Below are 22,154 nucleotides of genomic sequence, written 5' to 3'. Positions count from 1 at the left end.
AGTACTTGCGCATATCGCAAGTCAGGGCCTACGGTCGCCCGGTGACCGCCCCCCGTGCCACCCGGACCGCCGAGGACGCGGTGGCCGGACGGGTGCGCGCCCTGCTGGAGCGCGACGGCTGGACCCAGCGCCGGTTCGCGGCCGCGATCGGGCTGGAGGAGACCAAGCTGTCGAAGTCCCTCGCCGGGCGTCGCCGCTTCGCCGCCGACGAGCTCGTCCGCATCGCCGAGGTCACCGGTGAGACGGTCGCGCGGCTGCTGCACGGCCGCGACGGCGCCCGGGCCAGGACCGCGGTCCCCACCGGTGCCGCCGCCGCGGCGGCCGAGCCCGACACCGGACGCGAGCCCGGCGGGGCCCACGGCACCCGTGGCCGGATCCTCGACGCGGCCTGGGAGCTGATCGCCGACCACGGCTACCACCGGGTCCGCACCGCCGACGTCGCGCGGGCGGCGGGGACCAGCCCGGCGGCGATCCACTACCACTTCCCCACCCGCTCGGAGCTGCTCGACTCCGCGCTGCGGCACAACGTGCGCCTCGCCTTCGACCGCCAGGTCGCCGAGCTCGACACGATCGCCCACCCGCACGAGCGGCTGCTGCGGCTGATCGACCTGCAGCTCCCCGACGGCGCCCTGCTGCGCCGCGAGTGGTCGATCTGGATCCAGGTGTGGGCGGAGTCGGCGATCGACCCGGCCCGGCGCGCGCTGTACTGGGACGCCTACGACCGCTGGTACCGCAGCATCGCCATGACGATCGCCGAGGGCGCCGCGGCCGGGGTGTTCGTGTCCGGCCGCACCGAGGCCCTGGCCGACCAGCTCACCGCGCTGATCGACGGGCTCGGCATCCAGGTGCTGGCGATGACCCCGCGGGCCGGGACCGACCGGATGCGCGCCCTGCTGCACGACTTCATCGACCGGGCCGTGCTCGCGGCGCCGGCAGGCACGGAACGAACGGAGATCGGATGAACCATGACGTCATCATCACCTGCGCGGTGACCGGGGCCGGCGACACGGTGGGCCGCAGCCCGCACGTGCCCGTCACCCCGGCCGCGATCGCCGCGGACGCGATCGCCGCGGCCCGGGCCGGGGCCGCCGTGGTGCACATCCACGTGCGCGACCCGGAGACCGGGAGCCCGTCGCGGGCGGTGGAGCTCTACCGCGAGACAGTGACCCGCATCCGGGACTCCGGCGTCGACGTCGTGCTGAACCTGACCGCAGGCATGGGCGGCGACCTGGTGATCGACGCCGACGACCCGCTCAAGCCGATCGACGGCACGGACCTCGTCAACGCCCTGGAGCGGCTCCCGCACGTCGAGGAGCTGCTGCCCGACATCTGCACGCTGGACTGCGGCTCGCTGAACTTCGGGGAGGGCAACCAGCTCTACGTCTCCACCCCGGACATGCTGCGCACCGGGGCCAGGCGGGTGCAGGAGCTCGGGGTGAAGCCCGAGCTGGAGATCTTCGACACCGGACAGCTGTGGTTCGCCACCGTCCTGGTCGATGAGGGTCTGATCGACGCCCCGGCGCTGTTCCAGCTGTGCATGGGCATCCCCTACGGCGCCCCGGCCGACCCGGGTGTGCTGGCGGCGGAGGTGAACCTGCTGCCCGAGGGCGCCAACTTCGCGTCGTTCGCGATCGGGCGCGACCAGCTGCCGTGGGTGGCGCAGTCGGTGCTGGCCGGCGGGCACGCCCGCGTCGGGCTGGAGGACAACCTCTACCTCTCCCGCGGGGTGAAGGCGACCAACGAGCAGCTGACCGAGCGCGCGGTGGAGATCGTGCAGAACCTCGGCGCGAGCGTCGCGACGCCGGACCGCGCCCGCGCGATCCTCGGCCTGAAGGAGCGCGCCGGTGTCTGAGCCCGAGACCGAGTCCGTGTCCATCACCGAGTCCGAGCCCGACCTCCGGCCCGTCTCCGCGATCCGGACCGTCGCCTGCATCGGCGCCGGGGTGATCGGCGCGGGCTGGGCGGCGTACTTCCTGGCCCGCGGGCTGCGGGTCCGGGCCTGGGACCCCGCCCCGGACGCCGAGGAGACGCTGCGCCGCGTGGTCGACGCCGCCTGGCCGGCGCTCACCGAGCTGGGGCTGGCCGAGGGCGCCGACCAGGACGCGCTGACGATGTTCCCGACCGCGGCCGAGGCCGTCGCGGGCGCGGACTTCGTGCAGGAGAGCGCCCCGGAGGACCTGACGCTCAAGCGCTCCCTGCTGGCCGAGCTGGCCGACGCCGCGGTGGCGGCCGGTCCGGACGTGGTGGTGGCGTCGTCGACCTCGGGGTTCCCGATGACCGACATGGCGACGACCGCGGCGCACCCGGACCGGCTCGTCGTCGGGCACCCGTTCAACCCGCCCTACCTGATCCCGCTGGTCGAGGTCGTCGGCGGGGAGCGGACCGCGGCCTGGGCGGCGTCGCGGGCCGCGGACTTCTACCGGCACATCGGCAAGTCGGTGATCGAGATGGAACGGGAGCTGCCCGGCTTCATCGCGAACCGCCTGCAGGAGGCGATCTGGCGCGAGGCGCTGCACATGGTCGCCGCGGGCGAGGCCACCCCCGAGGAGATCGACCGCTCGATCACCGACGGCCCGGGGCTGCGCTGGCCGGTGCACGGGCCCTGCCTGACCTTCCACCTGGCCGGGGGCCGGGGCGGGATGGCGCACATGCTGGACCACTTCAGACCGTCGCTGAAGGCGCCGTGGACACGCCTGGAGGCCCCGGAGCTCACCCGGGAGCTGCGCGACGACATGGTCGCCGGCGCCGAGGTCTCCGCGGGTGGGCGACCGATGGCCGAGCTCGTCGCCGAGCGCGACCGCGCGGTCATCGCCGTCCGGCGCGCGGTGGCCGCGGCCCGCGCCGCCGGAGGAGCCGGTGCCTGAGCAGCTGCGCCACACCGACACCGTCCGTCCGGAGTGGATCGACTACAACGGCCACCTGCCCGAGCCGTACTACGTGCTCGTGTTCGGTGACGCGACGACCGCACTGATGGACCGGACCGGCATGGACTCCGGGTACCGCGAGGCCACCGGCTGCTCGCTGTACACGGTCGAGGGGCACGTCCGGTACCTGCGCGAGATCGGCCCGGACGCCGCGCTGGAGGTCCGCACCCGAGTGCTGGGCCGGGACGCGAAGCGGCTGCGGCTGTGGCACGAGCTGCACGTGGACGGGCGACTGCGGGCGACCGAGGAGCTGATGTGCCTGCACGTCGGCCCCGGCGGGACCGCACCGTTCCCCGACGACGTCGCGGCCGCTCTCGACTCGCTCGTCACACCCGGCGAGCCGGAGCACGCGGGCCGGTCGATCGCGGCCATCGGCCGGGAGGAGGTGCACCGCCCCTCGACGTGATGGGCCCGAGACCGCGGCCCCGGCGCGACCGGGGCCCTCTGCGAGGAGACACGTTCATGACCAGCCCCACAGTGGCGCGCGGCGGGTTCACCCGGCGCCGCCTGCTGGGCGGAGCGGCAGGCCTGGCCGCGGCGGCCTTCCTGGCCGGCTGCGGCGGGTCGGCGACGGCCCGTGAGGCCGGAGCCCCCCGGCGCGGCGGCGTCCTGCGGGTGGGGGTGACCGGCGGAGGCTCGTCGGACTCCCTCGACCCGCACAGCCCCTCCACCAACCCGGACATCGCCCGCGTCATCAGCCTCTACGAGCCCCTGGTGCGCTGGGACGACGACTACACGCTCCAGCCCGCCGTGGCCGAGTCCGTCCTGCCCGACCCCGGGGCCCGCAGCTGGACCGCGAAGATCCGGCCCGGCATCACCTTCCACGACGGGCGCCCGGTGACCCCCGACGACGTCGTCGCGACGTTCCGGCGGATCACCGACCCGGACGACCCGAAGTCCGGCGCGGCCCAGCTGGAGACGCTGCGGGAGGTCGTCGTCGGTGACGACCGGGTGCGGTTCGTGCTCAGCGAGCCCGGACCGGTGTTCGACCAGTACCTGGCCGAGTACAGCTGCGGGATCGTGCCCGCGGACTTCTCGCTCGACCGTCCGGTCGGCACCGGTGCGTTCCGGTTCGGGTCCTTCTCCCCCGGTCAGCAGAGCGTCTTCGTCCGCCACGACGGGTACTGGCGTCCGGACCAGCCATGGGTCGACCGGCTCGAGCTGATCAACTTCAGCGAGGAGGACGCCCGGATCAACGCGCTGCTGTCCGGGCAGGTCGACGCGATCGACCAGGTGCCGCTCTCGCTCACCGAGGTGGTCGGCGCCTACGACTCGATCACGCTGCTCACCGCCGAGACCGGGAGCTGGCTCCCGTTCACCATGCGGGTCGACGTCGAGCCGTTCGACGACGTCCGGGTCCGGCAGGCGCTGCGGCTGGCCACCGGCCGCGGCGAGATGGTCGGTCAGGTGCTGTCCGGGCAGGGCGTACCGGCGGGCGACCTCTACGGCCGCTTCGATCCCGACTTCCTGGCCCCCCGCCGGGAGCAGGACCTGGAGCGGGCGCGCGACCTGCTCGCCGCCGCCGGGAAGCCGAACCTGTCGCTGGAGCTGGTGACCTCGCCGATCCAGGCCGGATCGGTCGAGTCCGCGCAGGTCCTGGTCACCCAGGCCCGCGCGGCCGGGATCGACATCGGGTTGCGCCGGGTGGACACCTCCACCTTCTTCTCCGACCAGTACCTGCAGTGGGAGTTCGCGCAGAGCTTCTGGAACACCCGCAACTACCTGCCGCAGGCTGGGTCGTCGTCGCTGCCGGACTCGCCGTTCAACGAGACGCACTGGAACGACGCCGAGTACATCCGGATCGTCCGCCGGGCCCGGGCCGAGGTGGACGCGACCCGGCGCGGCGAGCTGGTTCGTGCCGCCCAGCGCATCGAGTACGACCGCGGTGGCTATCTCATCTGGGGCTTCCCGAACCGGGTGGACGCCCACCAGGCCTACGTCGGCGGGCTCACGCCCAGCCGGACCGGGCTCTCGCTGTCCGGCTACGAGTTCCGGAAGGCGTGGGTGGGCGCGTGAACCTCCTGACGAAGATGATCCTCAGGCGGCTGCTGGTCAGCGTCCTGGTGCTGTTCGTGGTGTCGCTGCTGGTCTTCGCGGCGACCCTGCTGCTGCCCGGTGACCCGGCCCGCGCCATCCTCGGGCAGCAGGCCACCCCCGAGCGCGTCGCGGCCCTGACCGCGCAGCTCGGCCTCGACCAACCGGTCTGGGAGCGCTACCTCGCCTGGCTGGGCGGGGTGCTCACCGGCGACCTCGGCTACTCCGCAGCCACCCAGGGCCCGGTGACCGAGCTGCTCGGCGGCCGGATCGCCGCGTCCGCGGTGCTGCTGGTCCTCACCGCGGTCGTCGCGACCCCGGTCGCGCTGGCGCTGGGCGCGTGGGCTGCGGTCCGCCGCGGCACGCGCACCGACTCGGTGCTGTCGGGTACCAGCCTGGTGCTCGCCGCCCTGCCCGAGTTCGTCATCGGCGTCCTGCGGTCGTGCTGTTCGCGACCTCGGTCCTGCAGGTCCTGCCGTCGGTCACGATCGCCCGGCCCGGTGAGCCGGTGTGGACCCGGCCCGAGCAGCTCGTGCTGCCGGTGCTGACCCTGGCGCTGGTCGTGATCCCCTACGTCGTCCGGATGACCAGGGCCACGCTGTCGGAGACCTTCGACACCGGGTTCGTCGAGATGGCGCGGCTGAAGGGTCTGCCCGAACGCACGGTGCTGCTGCGCCACGCCGTCCCGCACACCGTCGGGCCGGTCGCGCAGGTGCTGGCGTTGCAGCTCGCCTGGCTGGCCGGCGGGGTCGTCGTGGTCGAGTTCCTGTTCCGCTACCCGGGCATCGGGCAGGCCCTGATCGACGCGGTCAACAACCGCGACGTCCAGGTGGTCCAGGCGATCTCGATGCTGATCGCCGCGTTCTACGTCGTGGTCAACCTGGCCGCCGACGTGGCCGGGATCCTCGCCGACCCGCGGATCCGCAACTCCGGAGGTGCCCGATGAGCGTCGTGAACCCCCCTGTCGCCGCGGACCCCGCCCCGGCCGGGCTGATCCGGCGCACGTTCCGGCGCCGGCAGGCCCGGATCGGGGCCGGGCTGACCCTGCTGGTGGTGGCCGTCGCGGTGCTCGGTCCCGTGCTCGGGCCGTTGCTGACCGGGTTCGGCGTCGACGACTTCGCCGGGCGCCCGTTCGGCCACGACGGCGTCGCCGGTACCGACGACCTCGGCCGCGACGTGCTCACCCGCTTCCTGGCCGGCGGTGGGCCGGTCCTGCTCTACGCCCTCGCCGCGACCGCGGTGGGGCTGGTCGGCGGGGCCGCCGCCGGGATGCTCGCCGGGTACTCCGGCGGCCGGCTCGACACTCTGATCATGCGCGGCGGCGACGTGCTGCTGTCGTTCCCGCAGCTGGTGCTGGCGCTGCTCGCGGTCGCCGTGCTCGGCTCGTCCGGCTGGCTGCTGGTGCTGGTCATCGGGATCTCGCACATCCCCCGGGTGGCCCGGGTCGCCCGGCAGGCCACGCTCTCGGTCGCCGGTCAGGACTACGTGCTGGCCGCCCGGATGTACGGCGTCCCGCGCCGGCGCATCCTCGGTACCGAGATCCTGCCGAACATCACCGGCCCGCTGATGGTGGAGCTGGGCCTGCGGCTGACCTACTCGATCGGCTACATCGCCTCACTGTCGTTCCTCGGCCTCGGTGTGCAGCCCCCGGCCGCCGACTGGGGACTGCAGATCAACGAGAACCGGATCGCGCTGATCGTCGCCCCGTGGGGCGTGCTGCTGCCGGTGCTGGCCATCGCGGTCCTCACCGTCGGCACCAACATGATCACCGACGCCCTGGCCAAGGAGTCGGCGGACACCACCGGGGAGGGCGCATGACCGCCACCGATTCACCCACCGAGTCGCCCACCATCGGCTGCATCGACCTGCGCGTGTCCACCACGGGCGGGCGGGAGGTGCTGCACGGCGTCGACTACGCCGTCGCCCCGGGTGAGATCCTCGCGCTGGTCGGCGAGTCCGGCTCCGGGAAGACTACAGCGGCGCTGGCCGCGCTCGGTCACTTCCGGACCGGCCTCGTGCACACCGGCGGGACGATGGCGTTCCACGGGCACACCGAGACCCACGACGACCTGCTCACCCTCGACCCGGTCACGCTGCGCGGGGTCCGTGGCCGGCTGGTCAGCTACGTCCCGCAGGACCCGGCGCTGTCGCTGAACCCGCTGCTGCGGATCGACACCCAGGTCGCGGAGGTGCTGGAGGCGCACTCCTGGGACGGCGACGTCACCGCACGGGTCCGCGAGGTCCTCATCGAGGTCGGCCTCCCGGCCGACGACACGTTCCTGGCCCGGTACCCGCACCAGCTCTCCGGCGGCCAGCAGCAGCGGGTCGGGATCGCCGCGGCCTTCGCGAACCGGCCCGACGTCGTCGTGCTCGACGAGCCGACCACGGGCCTCGACGTCACCACCCAGGATCTCGTGCTGGACACCGTGCGTGAGCTGGTGACCCGCTCGCGGACCGCGGCGCTCTACATCACCCACGACCTGGCCGTCGTCGCCGGGCTGGCCGACCGGGTGGCGGTCATGCAGTCCGGCGAGGTCGTCGAGACCGGGCCGGTGGCCCGGGTCCTCACCGCACCCGAGCACCCCTACACCCGGGGCCTGATCGCCGCCGTGCCCGACCTGGACCGGCGGGTCGAGCGGGAGCCGGTGCCGTCCGGGGCCGGCGCGGGCGAGCCGGTACTGCGCGTGTCCGGCGCCGGGAAGCGCTACGGCGCGACGACCGTCCTCGACGGGGTCGACCTGGAGCTCTGGCCCGGCGAGTGCCTGATGCTGCTCGGCGAGTCCGGCTCCGGGAAGACGACGCTGGCCCGCGGGCTGTCCGGCCTGCTCACCCTGGACTCCGGCACGCTGACCCTGAAGGGCGAGGAGCTGACGACCCCGCGATCCTACGCCCAGCTGCGCAGCGTCCAGTACGTGTTCCAGAGCCCGTTCGCCTCGCTCAACCCGCGCCGCACACTGGCCGGGTCGCTGGACGTGCCGCTGCGTCACCTGACCGACTCCGACGCCGGGACCCGCCGGGCGCGGGTGCTCGACATGCTGCGCCAGGTCCGGCTGGACGAGAGCTTCGCCGGGCGCTACCCGGGGTCGCTGTCCGGCGGCGAGCGCCAGCGTGCGGCGATCGCCCGTGCCCTGGTCACCGCACCCGACGTGCTGGTGTGCGACGAGGTGACCTCGGCGCTGGACGTGTCGGTGCAGGCCGCGATCCTCGACCTGCTGGCGACGGTCCGCCGCGAGCTCGGCACCGCGATGGTGTTCGTGACCCACAACATCGCGCTGGCCCGCGAGGTCGCGGACCGGATCGCGGTGCTGCAGGGCGGGCGGATCGTCGAGCAGGGCACCGTCGAGGAGATCCTGGCGAACCCGTCGCACGACTACACCCGCGAGCTGCTGGCGCACACGCCGTCGATGGCGGCGGTCCGATGAGCGGGGCGCGGATGCGGGGCACGGTCGCACCCGGGTACGCGGCGGTCGCGGACGCGTTCGCCGCGGTGCTCACCGGGACACACGGGGGCGTCGCGTTCTCGGTGGTCCGCGACGGCGAACCGCTGGTCGAGCTGTACGGCGGCCTCGCCGACCCCGCCACCGGACGGCCGTGGGCGGCGGACACGGTCGCGGTGCTGTTCTCCGGCACCAAGGGGCTGACCGCGTCCGCCTGCGCCGCGGTCGCCGACCGGCTGGACCCGGACGCCCCGGTGGCCCGGTACTGGCCGGAGTTCGCCGCGGGCGGCAAAGGGGACGTCACCGTCGGCCAGGTGCTCTCGCACACCGTCGGGCTGCCCTACACCGACCCCGAGCCGGCACCGGCCGACCGGCTCGACGACCGGGTCTGCGCCGCGGCGCTGGCCCGGCAGGAGCCGATCTGGGAACCCGGCACCCGGGTCGCCTACCACCCGACGACCTACGGGGCGATGGCTGCCGAGCTGCTGACCCGGGTCACCGGGCGCGACCCCCGTGCGGTCGTGCGCGACACCGTCGCGCAGGTACCCGGCGCCCGGGTGTTCCTGGGCGGCGACCCGCCCGGGCCGGCGCGGATCGTGCGCGATCCCGAGTACCGGATCTCGACGTTCCTCACCGACCCGGAGCGACGTCGTCTCGTCGACCGGATGTACCGGATGCTCGTCGCCGAGCCGGACCTGCCGAACAGCCCGGCCTACCACCACAGCGGCGCACTGTCCGGGGCCGGCCTGGCGAGCGCGCCCTCGATGGCGCGCTTCTACGCGGCGCTGTGCGCCCCGGGCACCTCGCCGGTACCGGCCGCGGCACTGGCCCGGGCCACGACGACCTGGTCGGAGGGCACCGACGCGATCAACGACCGGCCGTTGCGGTTCGGGCTGGGCTTCGAGCTCGCCGACCCGATCGGCACCTACGGACCGGAACCGGTCGCGTTCGGACACAGCGGCGCGGGCGGCGGACGGCACGGTGCCTGGCCCGGCCGGGGGATCGGCTTCTCGTTCCTCACCAACGAGATGCGCGCCGAGGACGTCGACGACCGGGCGCCGAGCCTGCTGGCGGCGTTGCACACCTGCGGGTGAGGGCGTGCCGCGGCCGCCCGGCGTGCTTCCTCAGGCGAAGTCGAGGACCTGCTCGGCCGCGAGCCGCGGCAGCCGCGGGTGCCAGGCGTCCGGGCCGGGGTGGCCCAGGTTGACCACGAGCAGCGCGCGGTGCCGGCCGCCGGGGAAGAACTCCTCGGTGACGGCGTCGGCGTCGAAGCCGGCCATCGGGCCGGTCGCGAGACCGTGGGCGCGGGCCGCGAGCAGGAGGTAGCCGATCTGCAGCGACGCGTTGAACCGGGCCATCGGCTCGCGACCCTCGCGCCCCTGGGACTCCAGCCCCTCGCGGAAGCCGGGCTTCACCGGGAACGTGGTGTCCGAGTGCTCGTGGAAGTCCAGGTCTGCGGCCAGGATCGCCACGACCGGGGCGGCCTGGGACTTGGCCCGGTTGCCCTCGGCGAGCAGCGGCACCAGACGGGCCTTGCCCTCGTCGCTGCGGACGAACGTCACGCGCAGCGGCTGAGTGTTGGCCGCGGTCGGCGGCCACTGCGCCAGGTCCCACACCGCACGGAGCGTCTCGTCGTTGACGGGCTCGTCGGTGAAGGTGTTGGCGGTGCGGGCCTCGGTGAACAGCGCGGCGCGGCCGGCCTCGTCGAGACGGGGCAGGAGCACCGGGGAAGCGGTCTCAGCAGTCACGAAACGTAGAGCGTTCAACGACTTCGCCCGCATTCCCCGTTGCGCCGTGACACGAGTCACGTGCTGCGGTCACCCGGTGGCGTGGACGCCCCAGCGCAGCACCTGCGTCTCGCCAGGGACCAGCTCGATCAGGTCGGTGCCCGAGTTCAGCGCGTCCGGCGGGCAGGTCATCGGCTCGACCGCGATCGCCCGCGACGGCGTGACGACCCCGTCCGGGCCCTGGCGCGGGAAGTCCGACGGGGTGAAGACCTGCACCCAGCCGAACGCCGCGTCGGCCCACAACTCGGTGCCCCCGCCGTCGCGGGCCCCGACGCGGTGCCGGACCCGGCCGTCGGCTCCGCCGTCCGGGCCGTCGCCGGGCGTGCAGCCGCCGAACGCGCCGTCCAGGACGAGGCCGGCGAGCTTGGTGCGGGAGATCGGGGCGGGCAGCGGCGCCGGCGGGCCGTCGGGCAGCTGCTCGCGCAGCGGCAGCTCGGTCCGCGCGGACAGGGTGAGCTCCAGCTCGTCGGTCGGGACGTCACCGACCCGCAGGTACGGGTGGAACCCCAGGCCGAACGGGACGGGCGCGTCCCCGAGGTTCTCCACCTCGGTGGTGACGGTGAGCCCGTCGCGGCCGACGGCGTAGGTCACCGTGAGCCGCACCGGCTGCGGCCAGCCGGGCTGCACCGGCGCGACGGCGGTGAGCGTGATCCGGTCCCCCGCCCGCTCCACCGGTGTCCACGGCACGTGCCGCAGCAGGCCGTGGATGGCGTTACCGGCGTCGGGCTCGGTCAGCGCCAGCCGGTGGCGGGTCCCGCGGTGGGTCCAGACACCGCCGCGGACCCGGTTCGGCCAGGGCGCGAGCACCGCCCCGGAGCCCTTCGGCGGGCGTGCCGTGGGCGGGTGCGGCTCGATCCGGACCCGGCCCCCCTGGGAGAACCCGGCCAGCGCCGCCCCGACCTCGTCGACCTCGGCCCGGGAGTCGCCGCTCACGATCACGAACCGTTCACCGCACGCGTCCACGTCGGTGAGTCTCCGTGATCGCTCCGCTCAGCCGGCCAGCGGGGTGGCGCGGGCGGCGTCGGGGTCGCCGACGACCTCGACCGGGGCGGGCGGCCCCAGCTCGGCCACGGTGAACGCGACGCCCGCGTCCCGGGCGAGGCCGACGACGTGCTCGTGGTGGGTGAACAGCAGCACCTGCGCGGTGGCGGCCAGCTCCCCCAGCACGGCGACGGCGGCGGCGCCGCGCTCGTCGTCGAAGGTCATCAGGACGTCGTCGAACACGACCGGCACCGTCGGCAGCCCGGCGGCGACCCGATCGGCCTGCAGCTGCTCGATCCCGGCCAGGCGCAGCGCGAGGTGCACCTGGTCCGCGGTGCCCTCCGAGAGCCGGGTCGGCGCGAGCTCCTCGCCGTCGGCCCGCACCGCGACCAGGCTGCGTCCGGTGCCGCCCGCCTCGGCCGGGGGCCGCAGCGCGACGAACCGGCCGCCGGTGAGGCGTTCGAGCACCACCCCGGCGCGGACCAGCAGCGGGGAGGCGTGGCTGCGTTCGTAGGCCTCCAGCTCACGGCGCAGGATCTCGCGCTGCAGGTGCAGCACCAGGTAGCGCTCCGCGGCGTCGGCGACGCCCGCCAGCTCGGACTGGGCGCGGGCGTGCAGCTCGGCGGCGCCCTCGGCCTCCTCCAGCTCACGGCGCCGGGCCCGCAGCCCGCCCAGCTGCTCACGGACCTCGTCCTGCTCGGCCCCGAGTTCGCGCTCGTGGGCCTGCGCCCGGTCGAGCGCCTCGGTCAGCGCACCGGGCTCGGTGTCCGGGGCGGCGGCGACCAGCTCGTCCGCGTCGAGGTCGGGCGCCGCGGCGGCCAGCAGCCGCTCCTGCTCGGCGATGCGGGTGTCGAGCACGGCGACGTGCGCGCCGCGCTGCGCCGCGGCCTCCAACCCACCCGGCTCCGGGGCCTCGGTCAGCGCCAGCTCGACGGCGAGCCGGTCCAGCACCGCGGTGGCCGCGGCCGCGCTGCGGGCGGCGCGGGTGGCGTCGTCCTCGGCGGCGGCGATGCCGTCGTCGAGGTGGCCCGCCGAGACCGCGGCCTTGGTGACCTCACGGACCCGGTCGGCGAGCTCACCGAGCCGGTCCACGGCGGCGGTACCGGTCGGCGCGGGCTCCAGGTGCCGCTCCACCAGCGCGACGACCGCCCGCCCGTGTGCGGCGACGGCGCGCTCCAGGCGGCGGGCCTCCTCGTCGTCCTGGCGGGCGAGTGCCCCCGCGGTCCGGGCGTCGGCGACGGTGTCGCGGCGGGTGTCCCAGCCCGCGGGCTCCAGGTCGGTGGGCAGTCCGGCGCCGCGCAGCGCGAACCGCCAGCGCTGGGCGGCCAGCTCGCGCTCGTGCCGGGCGGCGTCGGCCGCTCCCCCGGCGCGTTCGGCCTCGCTGCGCAGCCGGGCCAGCAGCACCCGCCGGTCGCGGGCGTGCTCGGCCTCGGTGGCGAGGTCCGCGGCGGCGACGAGCAGCACGTCCAGCGGGGCGCCGTCGCGCGGGCGCCCGGCCGCGGCGAGCGCGGAAGCCAGCGCCCGCTCCTGCACCTCGGCCTGGTCGCGCAGCCGGGCGAGACGCTCGTCGGCGCGGGCGGCGTCGTCCTCGGCGCGGGCGGCCTCGGTCAGCGCGGCGACGACGGCGTCGGCGTCGTCCGGGTCCGGGACGGCGACGCCGTGCGCCCGCCACAGCGTCGCCCAGGCCGCGGCCGCGGCGGCGGTGCGCTCCGCGGCCGCGGTGGCGGCGGCCGCGGTGCGGGCGGCCTCGGCGGCGGCGGTGTCGAGCTCGGCGTCGCGGTGCGCCAGCTCGGCGACCCGGTCCGCGGAGGCGATCATGTCGTCGGCGACCCGGTCGGCCCCGGCGAGGGCGGCCGAGAGCCTGCCCGCGGCCGCGGCGGCGCCGTCCGGCCCGGCGGCGAGCAGCTGTTCCAGCGCGGCGTCGCGGGCGGCCCGGGCGGCGGCGAGCGCGTCCGCGCCGACCGGGCGGCCGTCGGCGGCCACCCCGTCGCGGGCGGCCCGGGCCCGGTGCACGCGGTCCGCGGCGTCCGCGGCGGCCCGCTCGGCCCCCCGCTGGTCGGACTCCGCGGCGCGCAGGGCGGCCCGCAGCTCCCGGACCTCACGGCGCGGCGGGGCCAGCACGCCGGGACCGACCACCCCTGTGCCGTCCACCGCGGGGCCGTCCACCGCGGGGCCGTGCCCTGTGGGGCCGTCGGGGGTGCCGCGGTACCCGGCCGCGACGAGCGCCTCGGCACGGCGGCCACGGGCGGCGTCGCGCTCGGCGACGGCGGCCCGGCACAGCGCGGCGGCCGAGCCCTCGGCCTCGATCGCGCGCCGGACCTCGGCGACCCGGCCGACCCGGTCGGCGTCGAGACCGCCCGGGACGTCGGCCACCTCGCGGACCTCGGCGAGCGCGTCGGCGTGCAGCCGCTCCGCCCTGGCCTGCTCGGCGATCGCCTCGGTGAGGCGTCGGGCGTGCTCGTCGAGATCACGGGCACGGTCGGCCGGCAGGTGGACGGCGGCGAGCCGGTCGGCGGAGCTGCGCCCGTCCTCGGCGACCAGTCCGGCCAGCGCGGTCTCGGCGCGACGGTGGGCCTCGGCGGCCTCGGCGCGCAGCCGGGCCGCCCGCTCGGCGTCGGCGCGCCGGGCCTGGGCGGCGGACTCCAGCTCGCGGACCCGGGTGGCGTCGGCGAGCAGGTCCTCGTCGAGGTCGAGCTCGGCGCGCCGGGCCCGCAGCGCGTCGGCGGTGGCGCGGTGCTCGTCGCGGGCGGTCTCGGCGTCGGCCAGCGCGGCGGTGGCGCGGGTGTACTCCTCCAGGGAGGCCGCGTCCAGGGCGGCGCCGGTCGCACACAGCGCGGCGCGCTCGGCCCGCAGCGCGGCCAGCTCCCGGGCCGGCTCCTGACCGCGGACGGCCTGCCGGGCCTTCTCCGCCGCCACCGCCGCCCCGCGACGGGTGCGGGTCAGCTCCGCGGCGCGGCGCTCCAGCCGGGCGATCTCCTCGGCGAGCGCCGTGACCTCACCGGCCCGCGAGACCCGCTCCTCCACGGCCTTCTCGGTCGCGGTGAACCGGGCGAACGCCGCCCGCACCTCGACCGACCGGTTGCCCCGGTGCTCCTTGAACAGGGCGTCGGCCTCGGTGTCCAGCGCGGCGATCAGGGCTCGGGCATCGCGGCCGCTGCGCGCGGTGAACACCAGCTCGGCGAGGTCCCCCTCACCCGCGCACAGGGCCCGGCCGCCCTCGCGCAGGTCCTCGTGGCCGAGCCCGAAGCCCTCCCGCCAGCGGCGCCGGGCGTCGGCACCGGACTCGCCCCAGGGCGGGTCGGCGACGGCGCCGGTGTCGTCGTGCAGGCCGCGGGTGGTGCGGCGCAGCACGGTCTCCCCGTCCGCGTCGGTGACCCGGGCCGAGACGGCCAGCCGCGACGGGCCGACGGCGTAGGCGTGACGCACCGGGCGGGGCATCCCCCACAGCAGGTCGGACAGGGCGTCGAGCAGGGTGGTCTTGCCCGCCTCGTTGGGGCCGGACACGATGGTCAGCCCCTCGCCGAGGGTCAGCTCGCGGCCCTCGTAGGCGCCGTAGCGCTCCAGGACCAGGGTGCGCAGCCGTGCGGTCGGGCTCACGACCCGGCCATCCGGGCCAGCAGCTGCTGCTCGGCCTGGCGGGCGAGCGCGGCGAGTCGCTCGTCGTCGCGCAGGTCCAGCAGGCCCGCCTCGCGCAGCCGGCGGCCGACCTCCCGTTCCAGCGGGGCGGCGAGTTCGCGGATGCGGTCCGGCTCGGCGGCCAGGCCGGCCGCGGCCGCGGACACCGCCGCCGTCAGCTCCGGGTCGACGGCGAGCGCCCCGGCGGGCGGCCGGGTGCGGTTGCGGACCTTCTCCAGGACCGCTCCGCAGCGCTCGGCGAGCAGCTCCAGCTCGGTGCGGACCCCGTCCGCGGAGGTGAGGTCCGCGGCGGCCGGGCCCGCGCCGTACAGCGTGACCTGGGCGACGACGGTCCGCGTCGCGGCCACCACGCAGCGCTCGCGCAGCGCGACCTCGACGGCGTCGTAGACGTCGTCGGCGCCGCCCAGGCCGGTGATGTCGACCTCGACGAGCTCCCAGCGGGCGACGTCGAGGACGAGCGGGGTGACCGTCGCCGCTGCGCCGGGGGCCGCGTCGACGAGCAGGGCGCCCTTCGCACCGCGCTCCTGCGGGTGGCGGCCCTGCAGGTTCCCGGAGAACCAGGCCGGGTGCGGGCCCTCGCAGACCGCGCGCTGCTCGTGCACGTGGCCGAGGGCGAAGTACTCGTACCCGCAGCCGGACAGGTCCTCGGGGCGGCAGGGGGCGTAGGTGTCGTGCCGGTCGTCGCCCTGCACCGAGGTGTGCAGCATGCCGACGTTGACCAGGCCGGGGATCCGGTCGGGGTAGGCGGGCACGAGGTTCTCCAGGACCGCGCGGCGGGCGAAGCCCTGGCCGTGCACGGCCAGGCCGAGGTCGTCGTCGACGACGGTCTCGGGGGCGTCCACCGAGAGCCGGCGGGTGGTCGGCGGGAGCCGCAGCGACCGGGTGATCTCGGACTCGGCGTCGTGGTTGCCGCTGATGAGGAACACCGGGATGCCCTCGTCGTGCAGCCGCGACAGCTGCCGGACGAAGAACGCGCCGGTCGCGTAGTCCTTCCAGTCGCCGTCGTAGACGTCGCCGGCCAGCACCAGCGCCTCGGCCCGGGAGTCGACGACCGCGTCGACGAGGTTCTCGCAGGCCCGCCGGGTCGCCGCGCGCAGCGTCGCGGCGAGCTCGGAGTCCCCGAGCCGCGACAGGCCGCGCAGCGGACTGTCGAGGTGCAGGTCGGCGGCGTGCACGAAGCGCACGGAGGAACTCCCGGAACGGTCGGGTACGGGGGAACCGCCGAGTCTAGGACGGGGCCCGCGCCGATCCCCGCCGCGACACCGCCCGCCGGGTCACCGATGACGGCGCCGCAGGTCAGGTGGGGCGCACCACACAGCGGCGCCGGTCACGTTCCGGTGTCCGGATGATGGCCGGTAGGTGGATCCTGGCCGTCCGATCCCGAGAGAGAGCCGCGAGGTCGAGCCCGATGATCCAGCTCTGCGAACGCTGCTTCGCCCCCGTCGACGCCGAGACCGAGCGCGTCTACCGGTTGTCCCACATCGAGTCGGCCGATGCGGCGGGCGAGGTGACCTGGCGCGAGGCCGTCGTGCACGTCGAGGCGTGCGTCCCCGCGGGCACCGTGGTCCCGGCCGGTCGGTGGGCTGCGTGATCCGGGACGCGCTCTGCGAGCGCTGCCTCAACCCGATCGACCCGACGACCGAGCCGCTGCGGATGCGCACCCACGGCGGGACGACGCCCGACGGCGGGCCCGTGCGCAGCTTCGTGCACGCCCTGCCCTGCGCGCGCCCGGACACCGGGGACTGGGACCACGGGCGGCGCGGCCTGTCCCCGGCCGCGGTGCAGCACGCCGCGGCCCGCGCCGACCACCGCTGACCGGCCCTCAGCCGTCCGGGCTGGTCCGGTCCTCCTGCTGGTACACGTCCGGGACGCCGTCCCGGTCGTCGTCGCGGGTCTCGATGTCCCGGATCCGCCGGTAGTGGGCGTTGCGGACACGCAGCACCACGGTCGCGAGCAGCGCCGCGAGCAGCGACCCGCCGAGCACACCGATCTTCGCGTGGTCGTCCTGCGGGGTCCCGGTGCCGAAGGCCAGCTCCCCCACGAGCAGCGACACGGTGAACCCGATCCCGGCGAGCTGCGCGAGGCCGAGCAGGTCCCACCAGGACAGGTCGTCGGACAGCTCGGCCCGGGTGCACCGCTGCACCAGCCAGGTCGCGCCGAGCACGCCCACGGTCTTGCCGACCACCAGCCCCGCGACGACCCCGAGGGTGACGGTGTCGGCCAGGGCGGCACCGATGCCCCCGCCCCCGCCGTCGCCGTTGCCGTTGCCGTTGCCGTTGCCGTTGCCGTTGCCGTTGCCGCCGACGACGGTGACCCCGGCGGCGAAGAAGGCGAACACCGGCACCGCGAACCCGGCCGACAGCGGGCGCCACCGGTGCTCGAAGTGCTCCGACAGCGACACCCCGTGCACCCGGCGCCGACCGAGGACCGGCACCGCGAAGCCGAGCAGCACCCCGGCGACGGTGGCGTGCACCCCCGATGCGTGGACGAGCACCCAGGTCAGGGCGGCGAGCGGTAGCAGCACCCACCAGGACCGGACCCCGCGCTGCACCGCGAGGGTGAACAGCGCGAGCGGGACGAGCGCCCCGAGCAGCGCGGCCACCGACAGCCGGTCGGTGTAGAACACGGCGATCACGGTGATGGCCAGCAGGTCGTCGACGACGGCGAGGGTCAGCAGGAAGGTCCGCAACGCGGTCGGCAGGTGGGTCCCGATCACGGCGAGCACCGCGAGGGCGAAGGCGATGTCGGTGGCGGTCGGGATGGCCCAGCCGACCAGGGCGTCGGGGTTCGCGAGGTTGATCGCGACGTAGATCAGGGCGGGCACCGCCATGCCGCCGACGGCCGCGGCGACCGGGAGCAGCGCCGTGCGCGGGTCGCGCAGGTCCCCGGCCAGGAACTCGCGCTTGAGCTCCAGCCCGACGACGAAGAAGAAGACCGCCAGCAGCCCGTCGGCGGCCCAGGTCGCGAGCGACAGGTCCAGGTGCAGCGCGGCGGGGCCGACGGTGAACCCGGCGAGCGCGGTGTAGGTGTCGCGCCAGGGCGAGTTGGCGAACAGCAGCGCCGCCGCGGCCGCGCTCACGAGCAGGACACCGCCGACGGTCTCGGTGCGCAGCACGTCGGCGACCCGGCGGGCGCGCGGCCAGGACCCGTGGGGGAACAGGCGTCGGCGGGTGGGGGTGGTGGGCACGGGACCGGTGTTCACGGGGCTCCGGGGAGGTCGGGCGGGCAGCGGGCAGCGCTCGCCGACCAGACTTCCCGGCACACCGGTACGGGATCCTAACGGCCGCCGGCGTCGGCGTCAGCCCGTTCGAGGCGCGCACCACCGGCGGCCCGACGCCCCGGCGCGGCCCCCTCGTGCCGTCCCCGGGCGTCAGGATCGCGTCCGGATCCCACCCGCCCGTGCCGCAGCGGCGCCACCATGGCGCGGTGAGCGACATCGCCGGAGCAATCCTGGTCCTCGGCTACGTGCTGCTGGCCGTGCTGGCGGCCCGGGCCGTGCTGCGTTCGCCGAACCGTCAGCCGAGCGCCGCGGCGGCCGCGGCGAGCCCGCGGATCCGCTCGAAGTCCCCCGCCGCGACGGCGTCGGCCGGGGTCAGCCAGGACCCCCCGACGCAGGAGACGGTGGGCAACGCGAGGTAGTCCGGCGCGGAGTCGACGGTGATCCCGCCGGTCGGGCAGAACCGCAGGTCCGGCAGCGGCCCGGCGACGGCCTTCAGGAACGGGCGCCCGCCCGCCGCCTCGGCCGGGAAGAACTTGCACGCGGTGTGTCCGCGCTCGGCGACGGCCATCATCTCCGAGATCGTCGCGGGCCCGGGGAGGAAGTCCAGCCCGGAGTCCTCCATCGCGTCGAGCAGCCGTGGCGTCGCGCCGGGGCTGACCAGGAAGCGGGCGCCCGCCTCGACCGAGGCGCGCACGTCGTCGGGGGTGCGGACGGTTCCGGTGCCGACGACGGCGTCGGGCACCTCGGCCGCGATCCGGCGGACGCCCTCGAGCGCGGCCGGGGTCCGCAGGGTCACCTCGATGACCGGCAGCCCGCCGTCGACCAGGGCGCGGGCGAGCGGGACGGCCGTCGCCGCGTCGTGCAGCACGACGACGGGGACGACGGGGGCCAGCTCCAGCAGCTTCTCGCTCACGGGCGGGGTCCTCTCGGTAGGGCAGGGCGGCTCAGTAGGGCAGGGCGACGGTCGCGCCGGCGTCGGCGGGTCCGACGGCCGCCCGGAACGCGCCGAACAGCTCCCGCCCGGTTCCGGTCGTCGGACCGGAGGGGCGGGTGGGTCGGGCGGGCTCGCGGGCGTCGAACTCGTCGGCGTCGACCAGCAGGGACAGCGTGCCGTTCAGGGTGTCCAGACGTACCAGGTCGCCGTCGCGGACGCTGCGCAGCGGTCCGCCCTGTGCGGCCTCCGGGGTGACGTGCAGTGCGGCCGGGACCTTGCCCGAGGCGCCGGACATGCGGCCGTCGGTGACGATCGCGACCTGGTGGCCGCGGTCCTGCAGCAGCCCCAGCGCGGGGGTCAGCTTGTGCAGCTCGGGCATGCCGTTGGCACGCGGGCCCTGGTAGCGGACGACGGCGACCAGGTCGCGCCCGTCGAGCTCACCCGCGGCGAACGCCGCCAGCAGGTCGTCCTGGTCGTCGAAGACCACGGCCGGTGCCTCGACGACGCGGTGGTCGGGCTCGACGGCGGAGGTCTTGACCACCGACCGGCCGAGGTTGCCGTGCAGCACGCGCAGCCCGCCGTCCGGGGAGAACGGGTCGGCGACCGAGCGGAGCACCGACTTGTCCAGGCTCTCCGTGGGTCCCTCGCGCCAGACGAGAACGCCGGTGTCGCTGCCGATGCCGCTGCCGCTTCCGGTGTCGAGGAACGGCTCGCGGGTGTACCGGCGCAGGCCGGGGCCGTCGACGGTGCGGACGTCGTCGTGGGCGAGGCCGTGGTCGAGCAGCTCGCGGACCAGCAGCGCCGTGCCGCCCGCGGCGTGGAAGTGGTTCACGTCCGCGGAGCCGTTGGGGTAGATCCGGGCCAGCAGCGGCACCACCGCGGACAGGTCCGAGAAGTCGTCCCAGGTGATCTGCACGCCCGCGGCGGCGGCCATCGCGACCAGGTGCATCGTGTGGTTGGTGGAGCCGCCGGTGGCCAGCAGCGCGACGATCCCGTTGACCACGGCCTTCTCGTCGACGACGGCGCCCATCGCCCGGTCCGGGTCCCCCGCGGCGTCGAGTGCGCGGCGGGCGACCTCGTCGATCAGGGCGTCGCGCAGCGCGGTGCCGGGGTTGACGAACGACGACCCCGGCAGGTGCAGGCCCATGACCTCCATCAGCAGCTGGTTGGAGTTCGCGGTGCCGAAGAAGGTGCAGGTCCCGGGGCCGTGGTAGCTGGCCGACTCGGCCCGGAGCAGCTCGGCGCGGTCGGCCTCGCCCGCGGCGAACGCCTGCCGGACGCGGGCCTTGTCCTTGTTCGGCAGGCCGGAGGTCATCGGGCCGGCCGGGGCGAGCAGCACCGGCAGGTGACCGAAGGACAGCGCCCCCATCACCAGCCCGGGGACGATCTTGTCGCAGACCCCGAGCAGGACGGCGGCGTCGAACATGTCGTGGCTCAGCGCGATCGCGGTGGACATCGCGATGACGTCGCGGGAGAACAGCGACAGCTCCATGCCGGCGCGGCCCTGGGTGATCCCGTCGCACATGGCGGGGACCCCGCCGGCGACCTGGGCGACCCCGCCCGCGGCGCGGGCCGCGGCCTTGATCCGCGCGGGGTAGGTCTCGAACGGCTGATGCGCCGAGAGCATGTCGTTGTAGGCGGTGACGATGCCGATGTTGCGGGCGGGCGACGCGGTGAGCGTCAGCTTGTCCGGGCCGCACGCGGCGACGGCGTGGGCGAGGTTGGCGCATCCGAGGTCGGCGCGGCCGGGACCGGCTGCGGGCCCCGCGGCGGCGGCCGCACGGATGCGCTCGAGGTAGGCGGATCGGGTGGTGGCCGAGCGGGCGACGACCCGCCGGGTGACGGCGTCGACGACGGGGTGCAGCGGGACGGAAGCGGTCACGGTACGTCGATCTCCAGAGGGTGGGGGGCCTGGCGAACCGTTCGATAAGCACTCTATCGACTGACTTATGTACTCACAAGACGTTAGTGCGACGGCATCAGCGTTTCACCAGGTGGAAGCCCTGTGGTTCACTGGACGAATGCGAGGACGCACCCCGACCAGCGCGCCCGCCACGGCGGGCGAGATCTTCCGGCTGGTCCGGGACGGCGTGGCCGGGACCCGGACCGAGATCGGTCGCGAGACCGGCCTGTCCCGGACCGCGGTCGCCGCACGCGTCGACCGGCTGCTCGCCGACGGCCTGGTCACCGAGGTGGTCGGCGCCGCCGCGACCGGCGGGCGCCCCGCCGCGCGCCTGGAGTTCAACGCCGCCGGCGGCACCGTGCTGGCGCTGTCGGTCGGGGTCAGCCGGTCCAAGGCTGCCGTGTGCGACCTGTCCGGCACCGTGCTCGCCGAGGAGGTCGTGGACATCCCCGCCTCCGCCGGTCCGGAGCACCTGCTCTCCGAGGCGGTCATCCGGCTGGAGAAGCTGCTGCTCACCGCCGGTGTGGACGACGCGACGATCCGCGGCATCGGGTTGTCGATCCCGGGCACCGTGGACGGCGAGCGGGGCTGGTCGGTGGGTGTCCCCGCGCTGCCCGGCTGGGAGCGGATCGCGCTGCCGCCGCTGCTCACCGCGCGCTTCCCGGCCCCGGTGCTGGTCGACAACGACGTGAACGTCATGGCCCTGGCCGAGCACGACGCGCATCCCGACGTCGACGACCTGTTGATGGTCAAGATCGGGTCCGGGGTCGGCGCCGGGCTCGTCTGCGGCGGCGTGCTGCAGCGTGGCGCCTGGGGCGCGGCGGGCGAGATCGGGCACACCCCGGTCCACGACGGGCCGGGCATCGGCTGCGGCTGCGGGAACATCGACTGCCTGGAGGTGCTGGCCTCGGGCCGCGCCCTGGTGCGCGACCTCGCCGAGTGCGGGCAGCCGGTCACCGCGATCGCCGACGTCGTCGCGCTGGTCAAGCAGGGCGACCCGGACGCGGTGCGGCTGGTGCGCATCGCCGGGCGCCGGCTCGGCGAGGTCCTCGCCGCCGCGGTGAACCTGGTCAACCCCGCGCTGGTCGCGATCGGCGGGGACCTGGTCGGGGCATTCGACCCGATCGTCGCGGGCGTGCGGGAGGCGATCTACCGGCGCTCGATGGCCGCGGCCACCCAGAACCTGCGCATCGAGCCGGGCCTGCTCAGCGGGCGCTCCGGCGTGATGGGCTGCGCGATCCTGGTGCTCGACGAGGTGCTCTCCCCCGGCTCCGTCGACGCCGCCCTGTCGGCCTGAG

Annotated in this window: 18 protein-coding genes and 1 pseudogene; 12 read left to right on the top strand and 7 right to left on the bottom strand. The window is 75.6% G+C overall.

The features are described 5' to 3' along the window. The first annotated feature begins 41 nt into the window (after positions 1–41). The 9 genes and pseudogenes from KPL59_RS26590 (at position 42) to KPL59_RS26550 (ending at position 9,489) form a co-directional block, all read left to right on the top strand. Positions 42–962, top strand: a complete 921-nt coding sequence (locus KPL59_RS26590) for a TetR/AcrR family transcriptional regulator (protein WP_226353639.1) — start codon at positions 42–44, stop codon at positions 960–962. Then, complete coding sequence (locus KPL59_RS26585; RefSeq protein WP_226362390.1) at positions 959–1,852, top strand: 3-keto-5-aminohexanoate cleavage protein; 894 nt, start codon at positions 959–961, stop codon at positions 1,850–1,852. The genes KPL59_RS26590 and KPL59_RS26585 overlap by 4 nt, the downstream gene beginning before the upstream one ends. 61 nt (positions 1,853–1,913) lie before the next feature. Next, complete coding sequence (locus KPL59_RS26580; protein ID WP_226362826.1) at positions 1,914–2,864, top strand: 3-hydroxyacyl-CoA dehydrogenase NAD-binding domain-containing protein; 951 nt, start codon at positions 1,914–1,916, stop codon at positions 2,862–2,864. Beyond that, positions 2,857–3,330 carry a thioesterase family protein gene (locus KPL59_RS26575; protein WP_226362389.1) on the top strand — a complete coding sequence of 158 codons (474 nt, stop codon included), beginning with the start codon at positions 2,857–2,859 and terminating at the stop codon, positions 3,328–3,330. The genes KPL59_RS26580 and KPL59_RS26575 overlap by 8 nt, the downstream gene beginning before the upstream one ends. A 56-nt stretch (positions 3,331–3,386) precedes the next feature. Continuing rightward, complete coding sequence (locus KPL59_RS26570; protein ID WP_226362388.1) at positions 3,387–4,940, top strand: ABC transporter substrate-binding protein; 1,554 nt, start codon at positions 3,387–3,389, stop codon at positions 4,938–4,940. A gap of 5 nt (positions 4,941–4,945) precedes the next feature. Next, a pseudogene (locus KPL59_RS26565) lies at positions 4,946–5,904 on the top strand (ABC transporter permease). Continuing rightward, positions 5,901–6,776, top strand: a complete 876-nt coding sequence (locus KPL59_RS26560; protein WP_226362387.1) for an ABC transporter permease — start codon at positions 5,901–5,903, stop codon at positions 6,774–6,776. The pseudogene KPL59_RS26565 and the gene KPL59_RS26560 overlap by 4 nt, the downstream one beginning before the upstream one ends. Beyond that, positions 6,773–8,380: an ABC transporter ATP-binding protein gene (locus tag KPL59_RS26555; RefSeq protein ID WP_226362386.1), complete on the top strand. Its 1,608-nt coding sequence runs from the start codon at positions 6,773–6,775 to the stop codon at positions 8,378–8,380. The genes KPL59_RS26560 and KPL59_RS26555 overlap by 4 nt, the downstream gene beginning before the upstream one ends. A gap of 11 nt (positions 8,381–8,391) precedes the next feature. After that, positions 8,392–9,489, top strand: coding sequence for a serine hydrolase domain-containing protein (locus tag KPL59_RS26550; protein ID WP_226362385.1), 1,098 nt, complete (start codon positions 8,392–8,394; stop codon positions 9,487–9,489). A 30-nt stretch (positions 9,490–9,519) separates the two neighbouring features. Here the strand turns inward: KPL59_RS26550 and KPL59_RS26545 are convergent, their stop codons facing one another. From KPL59_RS26545 to KPL59_RS26530, 4 genes are all read right to left on the bottom strand, one after another. Then, on the bottom strand, positions 9,520–10,119 hold the full coding sequence (locus KPL59_RS26545; protein ID WP_226362384.1) for a malonic semialdehyde reductase: 600 nt from the start codon (positions 10,117–10,119) through the stop codon (positions 9,520–9,522). Positions 10,120–10,212: 93 nt separating this feature from the next. Then, entirely contained in the window at positions 10,213–11,115 is a 903-nt protein-coding gene (locus tag KPL59_RS26540; RefSeq protein ID WP_226362383.1) for an aldose 1-epimerase family protein, read from the bottom strand. Positions 11,116–11,172: 57 nt separating this feature from the next. Further along, complete coding sequence (locus KPL59_RS36585) at positions 11,173–14,760, bottom strand: AAA family ATPase (protein WP_308187957.1); 3,588 nt, start codon at positions 14,758–14,760, stop codon at positions 11,173–11,175. Next, a complete protein-coding gene (locus KPL59_RS26530) occupies positions 14,757–15,983 on the bottom strand; it encodes a DNA repair exonuclease (RefSeq protein ID WP_226362382.1) in 1,227 nt (408 codons plus the stop codon). Before KPL59_RS26530 ends, KPL59_RS36585 begins: the two co-directional genes overlap by 4 nt. A gap of 224 nt (positions 15,984–16,207) precedes the next feature. Here KPL59_RS26530 and KPL59_RS26525 point away from each other — a divergent pair, with 224 nt between their 5' ends. Together KPL59_RS26525 and KPL59_RS26520 are read left to right on the top strand one after the other, a co-directional pair. Beyond that, positions 16,208–16,390, top strand: a complete 183-nt coding sequence (locus tag KPL59_RS26525) for a hypothetical protein (RefSeq protein WP_226362381.1) — start codon at positions 16,208–16,210, stop codon at positions 16,388–16,390. After that, complete coding sequence (locus KPL59_RS26520; protein ID WP_226362380.1) at positions 16,387–16,614, top strand: hypothetical protein; 228 nt, start codon at positions 16,387–16,389, stop codon at positions 16,612–16,614. Before KPL59_RS26525 ends, KPL59_RS26520 begins: the two co-directional genes overlap by 4 nt. A 7-nt stretch (positions 16,615–16,621) precedes the next feature. Here KPL59_RS26520 and nhaA read toward each other — a convergent pair whose 3' ends face one another. The 3 genes from nhaA to edd all read right to left on the bottom strand — a co-directional run bounded on the left by nhaA (position 16,622) and on the right by edd (position 20,835). Further along, a complete protein-coding gene (nhaA, locus tag KPL59_RS26515; RefSeq protein WP_374111669.1) occupies positions 16,622–18,001 on the bottom strand; it encodes a Na+/H+ antiporter NhaA in 1,380 nt (459 codons plus the stop codon). A gap of 313 nt (positions 18,002–18,314) precedes the next feature. Beyond that, positions 18,315–18,932 (bottom strand): bifunctional 4-hydroxy-2-oxoglutarate aldolase/2-dehydro-3-deoxy-phosphogluconate aldolase, encoded by a 618-nt coding sequence (eda, locus tag KPL59_RS26510; protein WP_226362379.1) that lies wholly within the window; start codon positions 18,930–18,932, stop codon positions 18,315–18,317. Positions 18,933–18,963: 31 nt separating this feature from the next. Continuing rightward, positions 18,964–20,835: a phosphogluconate dehydratase gene (gene edd / locus KPL59_RS26505; protein WP_226362378.1), complete on the bottom strand. Its 1,872-nt coding sequence runs from the start codon at positions 20,833–20,835 to the stop codon at positions 18,964–18,966. 139 nt (positions 20,836–20,974) lie between these two features. Here edd and KPL59_RS26500 point away from each other — a divergent pair, with 139 nt between their 5' ends. Continuing rightward, complete coding sequence (locus KPL59_RS26500) at positions 20,975–22,153, top strand: ROK family transcriptional regulator (protein ID WP_226362377.1); 1,179 nt, start codon at positions 20,975–20,977, stop codon at positions 22,151–22,153. Position 22,154: the final 1 nt, after the last annotated feature.

Origin of the sequence: Pseudonocardia sp. ICBG1142 (genome assembly GCF_020496255.1) — a bacterium.
Lineage (GTDB): Bacteria > Actinomycetota > Actinomycetes > Mycobacteriales > Pseudonocardiaceae > Pseudonocardia.
This window is presented reverse-complemented; position numbering and strand designations above follow the sequence as displayed.